15 protein-coding genes are annotated in these 13,738 nt (G+C 60.3%); 8 read left to right on the forward strand and 7 right to left on the reverse strand.

Annotation, left to right across the window (positions count from 1 at the left end; all coding sequences use genetic code 11):
• The first annotated feature begins 85 nt into the window (after positions 1 to 85).
• Positions 86 to 688 (forward strand): 2-hydroxychromene-2-carboxylate isomerase, encoded by a 603-nt coding sequence (locus AC2FIR_RS08525; RefSeq protein ID WP_496746426.1) that lies wholly within the window; start codon positions 86 to 88, stop codon positions 686 to 688.
• Positions 685 to 1,509 (forward strand): alpha/beta fold hydrolase, encoded by an 825-nt coding sequence (locus AC2FIR_RS08530; protein ID WP_496746427.1) that lies wholly within the window; start codon positions 685 to 687, stop codon positions 1,507 to 1,509. The genes AC2FIR_RS08525 and AC2FIR_RS08530 overlap by 4 nt, the downstream gene beginning before the upstream one ends.
• Before the next feature lie 35 nt (positions 1,510 to 1,544).
• Here AC2FIR_RS08530 and AC2FIR_RS08535 read toward each other — a convergent pair whose 3' ends face one another.
• The 7 genes from AC2FIR_RS08535 to AC2FIR_RS08565 all read right to left on the reverse strand — a co-directional run bounded on the left by AC2FIR_RS08535 (position 1,545) and on the right by AC2FIR_RS08565 (position 7,721).
• Positions 1,545 to 2,579, reverse strand: a complete 1,035-nt coding sequence (locus AC2FIR_RS08535; RefSeq protein WP_496746429.1) for a threonine aldolase family protein — start codon at positions 2,577 to 2,579, stop codon at positions 1,545 to 1,547.
• Positions 2,579 to 3,052: a YcgN family cysteine cluster protein gene (locus AC2FIR_RS08540; protein ID WP_496746431.1), complete on the reverse strand. Its 474-nt coding sequence runs from the start codon at positions 3,050 to 3,052 to the stop codon at positions 2,579 to 2,581. Before AC2FIR_RS08540 ends, AC2FIR_RS08535 begins: the two co-directional genes overlap by 1 nt.
• Positions 3,049 to 3,981 carry a bifunctional riboflavin kinase/FAD synthetase gene (locus AC2FIR_RS08545; RefSeq protein ID WP_496746433.1) on the reverse strand — a complete coding sequence of 311 codons (933 nt, stop codon included), beginning with the start codon at positions 3,979 to 3,981 and terminating at the stop codon, positions 3,049 to 3,051. Before AC2FIR_RS08545 ends, AC2FIR_RS08540 begins: the two co-directional genes overlap by 4 nt.
• Before the next feature lie 68 nt (positions 3,982 to 4,049).
• Positions 4,050 to 4,493, reverse strand: coding sequence for a MaoC family dehydratase (locus AC2FIR_RS08550; protein WP_496746435.1), 444 nt, complete (start codon positions 4,491 to 4,493; stop codon positions 4,050 to 4,052).
• 101 nt (positions 4,494 to 4,594) lie between these two features.
• Positions 4,595 to 5,470 (reverse strand): TIGR01459 family HAD-type hydrolase, encoded by an 876-nt coding sequence (locus AC2FIR_RS08555; RefSeq protein WP_496746437.1) that lies wholly within the window; start codon positions 5,468 to 5,470, stop codon positions 4,595 to 4,597.
• 241 nt (positions 5,471 to 5,711) lie between these two features.
• Positions 5,712 to 6,632, reverse strand: coding sequence for a manganese-dependent inorganic pyrophosphatase (locus AC2FIR_RS08560; RefSeq protein ID WP_170680923.1), 921 nt, complete (start codon positions 6,630 to 6,632; stop codon positions 5,712 to 5,714).
• Positions 6,633 to 6,740: 108 nt separating this feature from the next.
• On the reverse strand, positions 6,741 to 7,721 hold the full coding sequence (locus tag AC2FIR_RS08565) for a TraB/GumN family protein (RefSeq protein WP_496715959.1): 981 nt from the start codon (positions 7,719 to 7,721) through the stop codon (positions 6,741 to 6,743).
• Between the two features lie 121 nt (positions 7,722 to 7,842).
• Between AC2FIR_RS08565 and AC2FIR_RS08570 the strand changes: the two genes are divergently transcribed.
• From AC2FIR_RS08570 to AC2FIR_RS08595, 6 genes are all read left to right on the forward strand, one after another.
• Positions 7,843 to 8,517 carry a DUF2161 domain-containing phosphodiesterase gene (locus AC2FIR_RS08570; protein WP_170614753.1) on the forward strand — a complete coding sequence of 225 codons (675 nt, stop codon included), beginning with the start codon at positions 7,843 to 7,845 and terminating at the stop codon, positions 8,515 to 8,517.
• A 174-nt stretch (positions 8,518 to 8,691) separates the two neighbouring features.
• Complete coding sequence (locus AC2FIR_RS08575; protein WP_170614752.1) at positions 8,692 to 8,979, forward strand: co-chaperone GroES; 288 nt, start codon at positions 8,692 to 8,694, stop codon at positions 8,977 to 8,979.
• Between the two features lie 55 nt (positions 8,980 to 9,034).
• Positions 9,035 to 10,675: a chaperonin GroEL gene (gene groL / locus AC2FIR_RS08580; protein WP_480913441.1), complete on the forward strand. Its 1,641-nt coding sequence runs from the start codon at positions 9,035 to 9,037 to the stop codon at positions 10,673 to 10,675.
• A 238-nt stretch (positions 10,676 to 10,913) separates the two neighbouring features.
• Complete coding sequence (locus tag AC2FIR_RS08585; protein WP_496746439.1) at positions 10,914 to 11,756, forward strand: DMT family transporter; 843 nt, start codon at positions 10,914 to 10,916, stop codon at positions 11,754 to 11,756.
• A 38-nt stretch (positions 11,757 to 11,794) separates the two neighbouring features.
• Positions 11,795 to 12,568, forward strand: coding sequence for an esterase/lipase family protein (locus AC2FIR_RS08590; protein ID WP_170614749.1), 774 nt, complete (start codon positions 11,795 to 11,797; stop codon positions 12,566 to 12,568).
• Positions 12,565 to 13,716: an alpha-D-ribose 1-methylphosphonate 5-triphosphate diphosphatase gene (locus AC2FIR_RS08595; protein ID WP_170614748.1), complete on the forward strand. Its 1,152-nt coding sequence runs from the start codon at positions 12,565 to 12,567 to the stop codon at positions 13,714 to 13,716. Before AC2FIR_RS08590 ends, AC2FIR_RS08595 begins: the two co-directional genes overlap by 4 nt.
• Positions 13,717 to 13,738 lie beyond the last annotated feature (22 nt).

The raw sequence follows: 13,738 nt of genomic DNA on the forward strand, positions 1-13,738 counted from the left end.
ATGGCAATGTGACAGATTCGTGATGTTGACACCGCTTAGCATGGCCTTACCGTCCCGCAAAGGTAACGCAGCGGAGAAAGTGCACATGACCCAGATTGACTACTATTTTGCGACACTCTCGCCCTATTCCTATCTGGCCGGAACCCGGTTGGAGGAGATCGCGGCAAAGCGCGGTGCGACGATCAACTACAAGCCGTTGGACATTATCGCTCTGTTCTCGCGCACTGGTGGGGTTCCGCCAAAGGATCGGCACATCTCTCGCATCGAATACCGGGCTCAGGAATTGCTGCGCCAGTCCAGAAATCTGGGAATGGAATTCAACCTGCAACCCGCGCACTGGCCAACGAATATGGCCCCCTCATCTTACGCCGTGATCGCCGCCGTTCAGGACGGGTCCGGCGATGTCGGGCAGCTTTGCCATTCAATCCTGCGTGCCTGCTGGGCCGAGGAAAAGGACATCGCTCAGGATGATGTGATCCGCGATTGCCTGTCAAAGGCCGGGTTCGATCCCGGACTTGCCGACAGCGGCCTGCTTGTGGGTGCGGAAACCTACGCTGCCAATCTTGAAGAGGCCGTCGATCGTGGCGTGTTCGGCGCGCCGTTTTATATCACCCCGGATGACCAGCGGTTCTGGGGGCAGGACAGGCTGGACGATCTGGACCGGCACCTGTCGACGCTGAAGGCATGACAGGCCATTCCCTGCCGCAAGATGTCTTTGTGCGAACACTGGGCAAGGGCGCGCATCAGATGCTCGCCTTGCATTGCACCATTGCCCATTCCGGCGCCTGGTCGGGCCTTGCAGCTGCGCTGAGCGGGAAGGCAAGCCTGATTGCGCCGGACATGCTGTCACACGGCCGCAGCCCCGATTGGGACGGGCGCGGCGACTTTTTTGACCGGATGACCGAACTGGCGGCCAGCCAGTTGCAAAAACCGATGGATGTGATCGGCCACTCCTTTGGTGCAATGATTGCGTTGCGCCTGGCAGTCGAACACCCCGACCTCGTGCGCCGCGCTATTCTGATCGAGCCGGTCTTTTTTGCCCTGGCAAAGCTGGACGCCCCAGACCTCTACGATCAGCATGAGCGAGATGCAGAACCGTTTGTCTCCGCGCTCGCCGCAGGCAACGCATCGCAGGCAGCCCGCCTGTTCAACCGCATGTGGAGCACACAGGACAGCCCCCGCTGGGCGGATCTGCCGGACCGTACCCGCGCCGCAATGATCCGCGGGGTGCATGTAGTCCCGGCCTCCAACAATGCCCTATACGAGGACGGTGCGGGCCTGTTGCAACCGGGAAAACTGGAACGCGCCCAGATGCCGGTCCGGATCCTCAGCGGATCGCTGACGCACCCGGTCATCCCCGCAATATGCAACAGCCTGCAACGCCTTCTGCCTGCGGCAACCACCGAACTCATCCCGGGGGCAGGGCACATGCTGCCGATTTCCCATCCAAAAGAGACGGCGCGCAGCCTGTCGGAGTTCTTCCGCATTCCGCTAGCCTCTTCTGTCTGAATTTGCTGCGGCGGGGGCGACGCCCCCGACAACCGTCAGAAAAGGGCCAGAAACCGGTCGATCTGTTCCGCACTGATGGACCAGTCGCAGACAAGGCGGCAGGCCAGCATCTCGTCTTCATCCGCCCCGTCCAGTTCATCACCCCACATGTGGTAGACCGCGCCCTTTTCGTGCAGTCGACGATGCAGGTGCCTCGGGAAACGGGCGAAAACGATATTGGCTTGCGGCTCGTGCAGGAAATCCGCACCGGCCGCCCGCAATCCTGCCGCCAGCCTTGCGCAATTCGCGTTCGCCTGCCGGGCTGCGCGCAGCCACAGATCGTCCCGCAGATAGGCCGCCATCTGCGCGGACAGATAGCGGTGTTTGGAAAACAGATGCGCGCCCCTCTTGCGGCGCAATTCGAATTCCCAGGCTTTGCTTTCGTCAAAGAAAACAACGGCTTCGACGCCCATTAGCCCGTTCTTGGTGCCGCCAAAGCTTACGGCGTCCACCCCGGCTTTCCACGTCATTTCGGCAGGGGAACAGTTCAGCGCGACCAGAGCATTGGCGAACCGTGCCCCGTCCAGATGCACCGGCAGGCCGTATTCCCGTGCCACACCGCACAGCCCCTGCAATTCGGCGAGCGAATAGACAGACCCGCGCTCGGTCACCTGAGTGATCGAAACAGGACCGCGCTGCGGACCATGTACGCCGCGGGTCTCCTCGCCCAGAATACTGCTCCGCAATGCCTCAGGCTGCATCTTGTCGCCACCGGGCACCAGCGTCAGCTTGGCGCCACTGTAGAACTCGGGCGCGTTGCACTCATCCTCGTGAATGTGCGCGACGGGCGAGCAAAAGACGGTGTCCCAAGGGTTCGCCAGTGTCGCCAGCGCCAGCGAGTTTGCAGCCGTGCCTGTCGCCACCAGGTATACCGCCGCGCCCGGCGCCTCGAAGACGCCCCGGATCCGGTCGCGCACCTCGTTCATCAGCGTGTCGGCGCCATACGCCATCTGATAGCCATGATTGGCTTCACTCAGCGCGGTCAGCACTTCGGGATGGACTGGTCCGGAATTGTCAGAGGCGAAAAACATCAGACGGGCTCCTCGATAATATGGTCTTCCCACTCTTCCAGAGGGGTCTCGAATTCGGAAACGGTGCGCCCCTGAACGGAAACCCCGGCCGCATGAACGCTGTCCGGCGTCCCCGATATCAAGGGGTGCCAGTCATACAAGGGCTTGCCTTCCCACAGCAGCCGGTAGGCACAGGTCTGCGGCAGCCAATAGGCGTGATCGTCAATATTGTCCGGGGTCATCACGATGCATTCCGGCACGAACTGATGGCGGATGTCGTATTGCGTGCAGCGGCAGCTTTCGTCGTCCAGCAGGCGGCAGGCGACGCAGGTCAGGGCGACCTCACCGGTGTCTTCATCTTCCAGCTTGTTCAGGCAGCATTTACCGCAGCCATCACACAGGGCCTCCCATTCGCGCTCGTTCAGGCGACGCAGGGGCTTACGTTCCCAAAAACGATGCGGCAGGCCACCGCGTTCGATCGGGTCTTGTTTCATTGGCCCGCCAGAACCTCGCGGGCACGGGCACAATCCGCATCCATCTGCGCGACCAGCCCGTCCAGCCCCTCAAACGTCATTTCCGGGCGCAGATAGTCCACCAGCCCCACCGACAATGTGGCCCCGTAAAGATCGCCCGAGAAGTCGAACAGAAAGGTCTCAATATTCGGCACTGCGCCATTGAACATCGGGCGTGTCCCAACAGATGCGGCACCGCGATAGCTGCCCTGATTGGGTCCATCCAGAACGTCAACCAGCACCGCGTAGACGCCGAATTTCGGCGGGTGCATCCCTTCGATGGACATGTTGGCCGTCGGAAAACCCAGTTCGCGCCCGCGTTGTTCCCCGCCGATGACCTCGCCTTCGATCCGGTGCCAGTGACCCAGCATCGAGGCCGCGTCGCGCGGGCGTCCGTCACTCAGCGCCTGTCGGATCGCGGTGGATGAGACTACATGCTCGGTCCGTTCCATCAGCGGCGCGATGGTGACCCCAAACCCCATGCCCTGGCCAAACCGGACCATGTCATCGGCTGTGCCGCTGCGGCCTTTGCCAAAGCGGAAATCGGCCCCCACCACCACATGCGCCAGACCCAGGCCTTTGCAAATGACATCGCGCGCGAATTCCTCGGGGGTTAGGCCGGCCAGCGCACTGTTGAAGGGCAGCTCATACAACTTCTGCACCCCCAGCTTTTCCAGCCGATGCGCTCTGCTGTTGCCGCGCATCAGCCGAAAGGGGGGGCTGTCCGGCGCGAAAAACTCGCGCGGATGCGGCTCGAACGTCATGACACCCAAGGGCGCATCCGGCGCGGCTTTGCGCGCCAGTTCGATGACCGACTGATGGCCGATATGAACGCCGTCAAAATTCCCGATCGCCACGCTGGCGCCCCGGTCCTGAGGCTCGACAAACTGAAAATCCCGGATGATGCGCATGGCGTCTGCCTAGCGGGACTGAGAGGCGGGTTCAAGACCTGCCGATAGCGGACCAGTCAGAGTTCGCCTCAGTCGAATTTCCGCGAGGGGGCCAGAACCATGGCTTCGCCAACCAGAACCTTTTTACCTTCGACAGAACAATGGCAGTCCAGCTTGACGCGCCGCTTCGAAAAGTCGATGTCGATGACCTTGACCTCGGCATAAACCATGTCGCCGGGGCGGACCGGAGCCAGAAACTTCAGCGACTGGCCCATGTATACGGTGCCGTGGCCGGGCAGCTGCTCACCAATTACCGCCGAAATCAGGCCGGCCGTCAGCATCCCATGCGCGATGCGCCCTTGGAAAATCGTGTCGCGGGCATAATCATCGTCCAGATGAACCGGGTTCCGGTCGGTCGACACCTGGGCAAACATCTCGATGTCCTCATCCGTCACCACTTTGCGCAGGTGGCGGCTCATGCCCATTTCAATGTCTTCGATACAGATCGTTCCGCGCGGAAGATTGTCCAACATGTTGCCCTCACTTGCAGTTGGCGGAGAAATAAAAAACCGACCGTAGCCATCGATTGGCAACTTTATTACTTCGCAAGTGCAGAAAATCAAGCCTTATTTTATTACCTCAGACGGCCGATCGAATAGGTTGGGTTTATTTTTTCTTTTTCAATATAGCTGTTTAGGGCATCCGGGTCAGGCTGGTATGACGTTTTTGTCTCGGATGCAGCCAGACCGCCGGATATGAACAGGGAATCAATCCCTTCCCCCATGCCGCCGGTGATGTCCGTATGTGGACCGTCACCGATTGCCAGAATATCGGCATCGGCAATGTCTGCGCCCAGTTCCTGCAGCCTGCGCCGGGCCAGATCATAAATCGGCGGATGAGGCTTGCCAAAATACAGGCTCTCACCGCCCATTTCGGTGTAAAGGCGGGCCAGAGCCCCTGCACACCATTCGCGTACTTCACCACGATCCACGACAATATCGGGGTTTGCGCAGAGCAGCTTCAGCCCTTTTTGTTTGGCGTACAGAAAATCGGGCCGGTTGACGGCCGGGTCCGCCATGGGGTCGAACGGGCCGCAGCAAACGATCCCTTCGGCATCATCCAGCGGCACCCGTTCGATCTGGATCGGGTGATGCAACAGTTTGAGTGGTTCAAAGAACCCTTCGTCGCGCTCCCATTCGCCCATGAAATAGACTTTCTGACCAACCGTGCCCCGGAACATGGCCGACCGGGCCGAGTCGCCACTGGTGGCGATGGTGTCATAGGCGTCGGCCGGTACGTTGAACTGCGTCAGTTGCACGGCCACACCGGCACGGGGTTTTGGTGAGTTTGTGACCAGAACCACCAAACCACCCGACGTGCGGTAAGACTGCAGCGCGGCAACCGCTTCGGGGAAGGCCGTAATGCCATTGTGCACGCAGCCCCACAGGTCGACGAACAGAGCTTTGTAGCGGTCGGAAACCTCGGCAAGCGATTGGATGATCTGTGTCATGTCAGGCCCCTGTTGACGCGGTGGGAAAGTCATCAAAGCCTATGGCAGAGGAATACCGGTTTGGCCAGTAGAGGCTTTGCCCCCGCCGCCCTTTGGACGTCTCCCCCAGGATACTTTCAGCCAGATGAAGCAGGGGATCCAAACTTCATCTGGCCAAAAATATCCCGGAGCGCGAGGCAGAGCCTCGCAAAAAAAACAGGCGCCCGATAAGGGCGCCTGACAATCTGAAAAGAGTTCGGTGTCAGACCTTGAGGTTCGGGATGATCTGTTTCTTGCGGCTCATGATGCCGGGCAGAACCACGGCATCGCCGTCGACCGAGGCACCAAAGCTTTTTTCGGCAACGGATTTGACCAGATCGTTCGGAACCAACAGGGTGGCTTCTTCGTTCAGGATGTCCACAACGAACAGCAGAACCTGATCCACACCATCTTCCCGGGCGACATCCGCCATCGAGCCTGCCAGGCTGTCCTTGCGGTCCAGAACCACACCGGGCGCGGTGGTTTCAAGAACCGAGACGCGGAATTTGGTGCCGTCGACCTCGTATTCTTTGCTGTCCATGCGGATCAATTCCGCGTCGGAAAAGGACGAAACGTCCGACTTCGCGGCGAACATGTCTGCAGCGTATTCCGAGATATCCAACTCAAGTTCGGCGGCGAGCTTTTCCGCGACCGCACGATCGCGTGGGGTCGTGGTCGGCGAGCGGAACTCCAGCGTATCGGACAGAATGCAGGTGAGCGCTGCGCCTTTGATGGCGTCAGGCATCTTGGCCGCGTCATCCCCGATCAGGTCGATCATGATGGTTGCGGTACAGGCCAGCGGGCGAACGGTAATGTCGATCGGGCCTTTGGTTTCCAGGCCGCCAACCAGCTTGTGGTGGTCGATGATGGCGCGGATATCGGCGCCGTTGATACCGGCAGGCAGCTCGGCGGGGTTGTTGGTGTCGACGATGACGACCGGAGCGCCCTCACTCACGTCATCGATGATCCGCGGTTTCGGCAGATCCCAGTGGCGCAGCATGAAGGCGGCTTCGGTATTGGGTTCGCCCAGCAGCACGGGCTCGGCTTTCTCGCCCTGAATTTCGTTCAGATACCAGGCCCACAGAATGGGCGAGCCGGTCGAGTCAGTGTCGGGGGACTTGTGGCCGAAAACCTGAATTGTCATGTCAGTGTCCTGCAGAAATGGGATTTTGCGGGCCTTATAGGGTGGACAGACAGGCTTGTCACCCGGCTGCGCGCCAGATGCGACTGTTCGTCAAATCTGACTGTCAGATCAAAAGGGCGCGGGGGTCAGCGTGAATCCTGCAAGCTGTAATTGATGCAACAACCCCTGCTGACCTGCCAGATGCCCCGCACCCACGGCGATGACGGCCGTTTGGTTCTTCAGTTCCAGAATGTGCTTCAGCCAGTTGTCGTTGCGCTGGATCAGCAATTGCTGCTCGAACGCCTTCCATTCGGCATCAAATTCTTCCTGCGTCAGATCTGATGCGTCGAACCCCTGCAGCAAGGAAAGCTGGATGATTTCGGCATGTTTTTCTTCCAGATAGGCGTTGGTCATCGTGGCCAGCTGGTCTTCGCTGGCCTCCAGCGCGCCGGCAAGCCGGGCCAGTGACTGGGCCTGTTCTTCGATCGGATGGCTTTCGAACATCGCAATGACATTCTCGACCTGTTCCAGCGAGTATTGCGGAATACCATGGGTATCGGCGAGTTCGGACAGGCGTGCATCCATGCCGCGGTCTCCGTCCGGGGTCTGGGCGACGCAGGATGGCACGCCCAATGTCAGGCTCAAAAACCAGGGGCGCAACTTGGCGGCGGTCCAGGCGGGAATGCCGCGTTTGGCCAAGGTGGCTGACAGGGCGGCCCAATCCTCGGCCGACATCAGATCAATCAGAGTCGGCCCCGATGTGATCAGCAAAGGGCTGGGGTCCTTGGCCAGAGCCTGCTCGAACGCTTTCATCTCGGCCTGCGAGGTTTCAAAGAAAAAGGCGTCGGCGTCTTTCAGGAGCGGTTCCAGCCGCTCGACCACGGCGGACATGCGCGGGTCATTGACGTGCAGGGTTCCGATCAGATGCAACACCGTGTCGCCCCTGACAGCTACCCAGTGGTTGCCTTCGGGAAAGGGGATGCCGTCCAAGGCGTGTTCAAGGCGGGTCGCCATCTCGGGTGTCATGTCCGCCCTCAGGTCGCGGCCTTCGCAAGCGGCGTGAAGGCTGGCAGGCAAGATCAGGCACAACAGAAATATAAGAAGGCGCATCGTTTTCCCTGCTTTGACGGTCATCCTACCGGGCGCGACATTGCCTTTCCTTTCGGCGATGCGCAAGCTGAAGGGACTGGCAACGTCTGGCAATCCCGGCCGAATAGCCTAGCATGGTGAGATGAAGCGCGAACAGGACCTATACCCGCCGATCAAGGCGTTGCTTGAGCGTCAGGGATACACTGTCAAGGGCGAGGTCGGCGCAGCCGATATCGTTGCCGCGCGCGACGGCGATGATCCGGTCATTGTCGAGCTGAAGCTGGGGTTTTCGCTGGCCCTGTTTCATCAGGCGATCGCGCGCCTGAAAGTAACCGATCAGGTCTATGTCGGTGTGCGCAAACCGAAGGGCCGGACCGCAAGGCGGGCGCTGAGGGATAATCTGTCCTTATGCCGCAGGCTGGGTTTGGGCCTGATTACCGTCCGGGAAGATGGCCGGGCCGAGGTGCATTGCGACCCGGGGCCGTACGCGCCTCGCAAGAACAAGGTAAGGGCCGCGCGGTTGTTGCGGGAATTCGACCGGCTGCAAGGTGACCCGAATGCGGGCGGGGCCACGCGGCACGGAATCGTGACCGGGTACCGCCAAGACGCCCTGAAATGTGCGGCCCATCTGGCGGAATGCGGCGCGACCAAGGGATCTGACGTGGCCAGCGCAACCGGAGTTACCGGGGCGACGCGCATCATGCGCGACAATCACTATGGCTGGTTCGAAAAAGTCGAAAAGGGGGTCTACCAATTGTCGGCCTGTGGATCCGAGGGGCTGAAGCACTGGGCCTACAGCTGGGAACAGCAGGACTGAAGCCCGAAACGGCCCCGCTGGAATCCCGGACGCAAAAAGTTTCTCACATCTTGTTGACTCGGCCTTTCCAACTCCCTAGCTATGCGTCGTTATCACTCGGATGACCCGAGTGCTAACGCCTCGCCGTTAGGTGAGGGGAGGATAAACAAACTTTGAGCCCAAGGAGCTGCAAAGATGGCATTGAAACCGCTTCATGACCGTGTGCTGGTCCGTCGCGTTGAAAGCGAAGAGAAAACAGCAGGCGGCCTGATCATTCCTGACAGCGCAAAAGAAAAGCCCAGCGAAGGCGAAGTCGTTGCAACCGGCGAAGGCGCACGCAAGGACAGCGGCGAACTGATCGCAATGGCTGTTAAAGCTGGCGACAAGATCCTGTTCGGCAAGTGGTCGGGCACCGAGGTCAACGTCGGCGGCGAAGAGCTGCTGATGATGAAAGAAAGCGACATCATGGGGATCATCGAGTAAGCCCACGCGCTTTCTCTGATCTTCATTTCCAACATATTTCTCAAGGAGAAACGACATGGCTGCAAAGGACGTCAAGTTCGACACCGATGCCCGCAACCGTATGCTGAAGGGTGTGAACATCCTGGCTGACGCGGTTAAAGTGACCCTGGGCCCCAAAGGCCGCAACGTGGTTCTGGACAAATCCTTCGGCGCGCCGCGCATCACCAAAGACGGTGTTTCGGTTGCCAAGGAAATCGAACTGGAAGACAAGTTCGAAAACATGGGCGCGCAGATGGTGAAAGAAGTCGCCAGCCGCACCAATGATGAAGCTGGCGACGGCACCACCACTGCAACCGTTCTGGCACAGGCCATCGTTAAAGAAGGTCTGAAGCAGGTTGCAGCGGGCCTGAACCCGATGGACCTGAAGCGCGGCATCGACCTGGCAACCGCCAAGGTTGTTGAAGGCATCAAGGCCGCTTCGCGCGAAGTCAAGGACTCGGCAGAAGTTGCTCAGGTTGGCACCATCTCGGCCAACGGCGAAGCCGAAATCGGTCAGCAGATCGCAGACGCGATGCAGAAGGTTGGCAACGAAGGCGTTATCACCGTCGAAGAAAACAAAGGTCTGGAAACCGAGACCGACGTTGTCGAAGGTATGCAGTTCGACCGTGGCTACCTGTCGCCCTACTTCGTCACCAACGCAGACAAGATGATCGCAGAACTCGACGACTGCATGATTCTGCTGCACGAAAAAAAACTGTCTTCGCTGCAGCCGATGGTTCCGCTGCTCGAGCAGGTGATCCAGTCGCAAAAGCCGCTGCTGATCATTGCCGAGGACGTTGAAGGCGAAGCGCTGGCAACTCTGGTTGTCAACAAACTGCGCGGCGGCCTGAAAATTGCTGCTGTCAAAGCACCGGGCTTCGGCGATCGCCGCAAAGCCATGCTGCAGGACATCGCAATCCTGACCGGCGGTCAGGTCATCAGCGAAGACCTGGGCATGAAGCTTGAGTCCGTCACCATGGACATGCTGGGCACCGCCAAGAAAATCGAAATCACCAAAGACGAAACCACCATCGTCGACGGTGCTGGCGAGAAAGCCGAGATTGAAGCACGTGTTGCACAGATCCGCACCCAGATCGAAGAAACCTCGTCGGATTACGACCGCGAGAAGCTGCAAGAGCGCGTTGCCAAACTGGCAGGCGGTGTTGCTGTTATCCGCGTCGGCGGCATGACCGAAGTTGAAGTGAAAGAGCGTAAGGACCGTGTGGACGATGCTCTGAACGCAACACGCGCTGCCGTTCAGGAAGGCGTCGTTGTGGGCGGTGGTGTTGCTCTGGTTCAGGCCGGTAAAGCACTGGAAACTCTGAAGGGTGCAAACGCTGATCAGGACGCAGGCATCAACATCGTTCGTAAGGCTATCGAAGCGCCGCTGCGCCAGATCGCCGAGAACGCAGGTGTCGACGGTGCGGTTGTTGCAGGCAAAGTTCGCGAATCCTCGGATGCTGCCTTCGGCTTCAACGCGCAGACCGAAGAATATGGCGACATGTTCTCGTTCGGCGTGATCGACCCGGCCAAAGTTGTCCGTACCGCTCTGGAAGACGCGGCATCGGTTGCCGGTCTGCTGGTCACCACCGAAGCGATGGTTGCAGACAAGCCGCAGAAAGACGCACCTGCCGCAGGCGGCATGCCCGACATGGGCGGCATGGGCGGCATGATGTAAGACGTCGAATTCGCTCCGGCGAATTCTGACGACCCCGACAGGTGCCAGGCCCCATGGCCAGGTTGCTTCACGGGGACGCACAGTGCAAAGGAACGGGGTCGTCTTCGGGCGGCCCCGTTTCGGTTTCGATGGCCGCGATGCGGCCATGCCTCCGGCGGGAGTATTTGGGAATAGATGAAGCGCCGGGTGTTTGCGGAAAGGACTGTCCAGTTCGCAGCGAACCAGCTATGCGGTTGATATGAGACTGTTCTTGCTGACCACCCTGACCATGTGCGCCTTCGCGGCGAACTCGATCCTGAACCGGCTGGCAATCGACAGCGGTGTCGCCGATCCGGCGGGATTTGCCGTGGTGCGGGTTCTGTCTGGGGCCTTGATGCTGGTGGTGCTGGTCCGGCAACAAGGCGGGCATCTGCCGGTATTTCACAAACGCAGGGTTATCGGGGCAGGGTCACTGTCCCTTTATATGATCGGGTTTTCGATGGCGTATCTGACGCTTGATGCCGGATTGGGGGCGTTGATCCTGTTCGGGGTCGTACAGATTTCCATGTTTGCCTTTGGCACCGTGACAGGTTCGGGCCCCACCGCGCGCCAGTTGGCCGGAGCGGGGATTGCACTCGCCGGACTTGGCTATGTGTTGTGGCCATCTGGTGCTGTTCAGGTCGACTTGTCCGGTGCCGCGCTGATGACAGCGGCGGGTGTGGGCTGGGCCGCCTATTCGCTGGCAGGCCGGTCCGAGCCCGACGCATTGCAGGGAACAGCTGCCAATTTCGTGGTGGCCCTGCCGGTCACGTCCGTTGCGCTGTTTTTGTTGGGCGGAGCGTGGCAGATGGCACCCGCTGGGTATGCGCTGGCGATTTTGTCCGGCGCCGTGACTTCGGGGCTGGGTTATGCGCTGTGGTACCGGGTTCTGCCTCAGTTTTTGCCTGCGACTGCGGCCGTGGTGCAACTGAGCGTTCCGATCATAGCCATCGCGGCTGGCATTGCCCTGCTGGGGGAAACGGCAGGTCTACGTCTGGCCGTTGGAACCGTCGCGGTTCTGGGCGGCATTGCGATGGCCATATCGCGACGGAAGACCGGCTAGGGGTTTTCACGATCCACGATAAGCCTTATCTGGCGGCTATGAGATTTCTGGTCGTATTGCTTCTTTGCCTCGCTCCATCTTTAGCCAGCGCGAAATGCGTTGTTTTGCTGCATGGGCTTGCGCGAACCAAGGCTTCGTTTTCGGTGATGGAGCAATTGTTTAGCGCCCACGGCTACAAAGTCGTGCGTCCGGATTACCCGTCAACGGATCTGCCCATACCCGAACTGGCCCGGCAAACCGTGCCGGGCGCCCTTGCCGCCTGCGGGGACGAGACCGCAAATGTCGTGGCCCATTCGATGGGCGGGATTCTTCTGCGGTACTGGCTGCAGGACAATACACCGGACAACCTGGGCCGCGTGGTCATGCTGGGCCCGCCAAACCAGGGCAGCCAACTGGTTGATGAACTAGGCTCATGGGAGGTCTTCGGTATGCTCAACGGTCCCGCCGGGTTGGCGCTGGGAACGGGACCGGAGGGTATTCCCGGCCAGTTGCCGCCGGTCGAATTCGATCTTGGCGTAATCGCGGGAGAAAACTCGCTGAACCCTTTGTTTTCGTCGATGATCGAGGGGCGGGATGATGGAAAGGTGTCAGTGCGAACCACCCGTGTCGCAGGCATGGCCGATCACATCGTATTGCCTGTGACCCATACCTTCATGATGAACAACCCCCGGGTCATGGCGCAGTCGCTGCATTTTATCGAGTTTGGCCGCTTTGATCCGCAGATCACCTGGCTCGACGGTGTCATGAATGTCATTGACGAGATCTGTATCGGAGAGGACTGTTCAGAACCTCTGTCGGAGCCGACGCGATGACCGCACTTGAACTGACCTTCACCCGGGCGGATGTTCTTGTGTCAGGTCACGAAGTGACGCGAACCGAACTGGCCGTGGCGGACGGGATCATTCAGTCCTCGGGGGCCGGACGGCAGATCGATCTGTCGGGATACACCATCCTGCCGGGGATCGTCGATCTGCACGGGGACGGGTTTGAGCGTCATCTTGCGCCGCGTCGCGGAGCGATGAAGCAAATGGCCGAAGGTCTGGTGTCGGCCGAGGCGGAACTGGCCGCCAATGGTATTACCACAGCCGTGCTGGCCCAGTTCCATAGCTGGGAGGGCGGCGTGCGTGGCCCGGGATTTGCGGGCCAGGTCTTTGACGCGATTGCCGGGGTCAGGGATACCGTCGTGACGGATCTGTTACCCCAGTTGCGGTTTGAAACCCACATGCTGGACGACTATGCGGACCTGCCCGAGCGTATTGCCCGGTGGCAGGTGCCTTATGTGGTGTTCAATGACCATCTGCCGCATGACCGCCTGGCGCAAGGACGCACACCGCCGCGTCTGACCGGGCAGGCGCTCAAGGCCGGGCGCAGCCCTGAAGCGCATCTCGAAATGCTGCAAGAAATGCATGCCCGGTCAGGGGAAGTACCGGCAGCGCTGGAACAGCTTTGCGCCAAGCTGTCCGATCGCGGTGTCCGGTTGGGCAGTCATGACGACGCCACGGCCCGGGCCCGGGCAGACTGGCGCGCGCGTGGGGCCCGGATATCAGAGTTTCCCGAAACGCTGGAAGCCGCCGAGGCGGCCCGTGCTGCCGGTGATCACGTCATACTGGGGTCTCCGAACGTGGTGCGGGGCGGCTCGCACAAAGGCAATGCCAGCGCGCTTGACCTGATCACGATCGGCCTGTGCGACGCGCTGGCGTCGGATTACCATTACCCCAGCCCGCGCCGCGCGGCCCTGATGCTGGCCAAAAGCGGTCTGCTGGATTTGGCCGGGGCCTGGGCGCTGGTCTCGTCAGGGCCTGCGCAGGTGCTGGGTCTGACGGATCGCGGCACGCTTGCACCGGGCAAACGGGCCGATCTGGTGATCTTGGAAACCGCCACCAACCGTGTCGCGGCCACTCTGGCGGGTGGGCGCGTCAGCTACATGTCCGGGGACATCGCGGCGCGCCTGGTGGCATAAGCGCGCTGCGTTTTCTATTGTT

It is taken from the genome of Ruegeria sp. CDSB136, assembly GCF_059610965.1.

Excerpts from the sequence above, each read along its gene's own strand:
- AC2FIR_RS08575 (WP_170614752.1), top strand. The coding sequence starts at position 8,692 with ATGGCATTGAAACCGCTTCATGACCGTGTGCTGGTCCGTCGCGTTGAA.
- AC2FIR_RS08585 (WP_496746439.1), top strand. The coding sequence starts at position 10,914 with ATGAGACTGTTCTTGCTGACCACCCTGACCATGTGCGCCTTCGCGGCG.
- AC2FIR_RS08555 (WP_496746437.1), bottom strand. The coding sequence starts at position 5,470 with ATGACACAGATCATCCAATCGCTTGCCGAGGTTTCCGACCGCTACAAA.
- AC2FIR_RS08560 (WP_170680923.1), bottom strand. The coding sequence starts at position 6,632 with ATGACAATTCAGGTTTTCGGCCACAAGTCCCCCGACACTGACTCGACC.
- AC2FIR_RS08565 (WP_496715959.1), bottom strand. The coding sequence starts at position 7,721 with ATGCGCCTTCTTATATTTCTGTTGTGCCTGATCTTGCCTGCCAGCCTT.
- AC2FIR_RS08550 (WP_496746435.1), bottom strand. The coding sequence starts at position 4,493 with ATGTTGGACAATCTTCCGCGCGGAACGATCTGTATCGAAGACATTGAA.
- AC2FIR_RS08530 (WP_496746427.1), top strand. The coding sequence starts at position 685 with ATGACAGGCCATTCCCTGCCGCAAGATGTCTTTGTGCGAACACTGGGC.
- groL (WP_480913441.1), top strand. The coding sequence starts at position 9,035 with ATGGCTGCAAAGGACGTCAAGTTCGACACCGATGCCCGCAACCGTATG.
- AC2FIR_RS08570 (WP_170614753.1), top strand. The coding sequence starts at position 7,843 with ATGAAGCGCGAACAGGACCTATACCCGCCGATCAAGGCGTTGCTTGAG.
- AC2FIR_RS08540 (WP_496746431.1), bottom strand. The coding sequence starts at position 3,052 with ATGAAACAAGACCCGATCGAACGCGGTGGCCTGCCGCATCGTTTTTGG.
- AC2FIR_RS08525 (WP_496746426.1), top strand. The coding sequence starts at position 86 with ATGACCCAGATTGACTACTATTTTGCGACACTCTCGCCCTATTCCTAT.
- AC2FIR_RS08590 (WP_170614749.1), top strand. The coding sequence starts at position 11,795 with ATGAGATTTCTGGTCGTATTGCTTCTTTGCCTCGCTCCATCTTTAGCC.
- AC2FIR_RS08535 (WP_496746429.1), bottom strand. The coding sequence starts at position 2,579 with ATGTTTTTCGCCTCTGACAATTCCGGACCAGTCCATCCCGAAGTGCTG.
- AC2FIR_RS08545 (WP_496746433.1), bottom strand. The coding sequence starts at position 3,981 with ATGCGCATCATCCGGGATTTTCAGTTTGTCGAGCCTCAGGACCGGGGC.
- AC2FIR_RS08595 (WP_170614748.1), top strand. The coding sequence starts at position 12,565 with ATGACCGCACTTGAACTGACCTTCACCCGGGCGGATGTTCTTGTGTCA.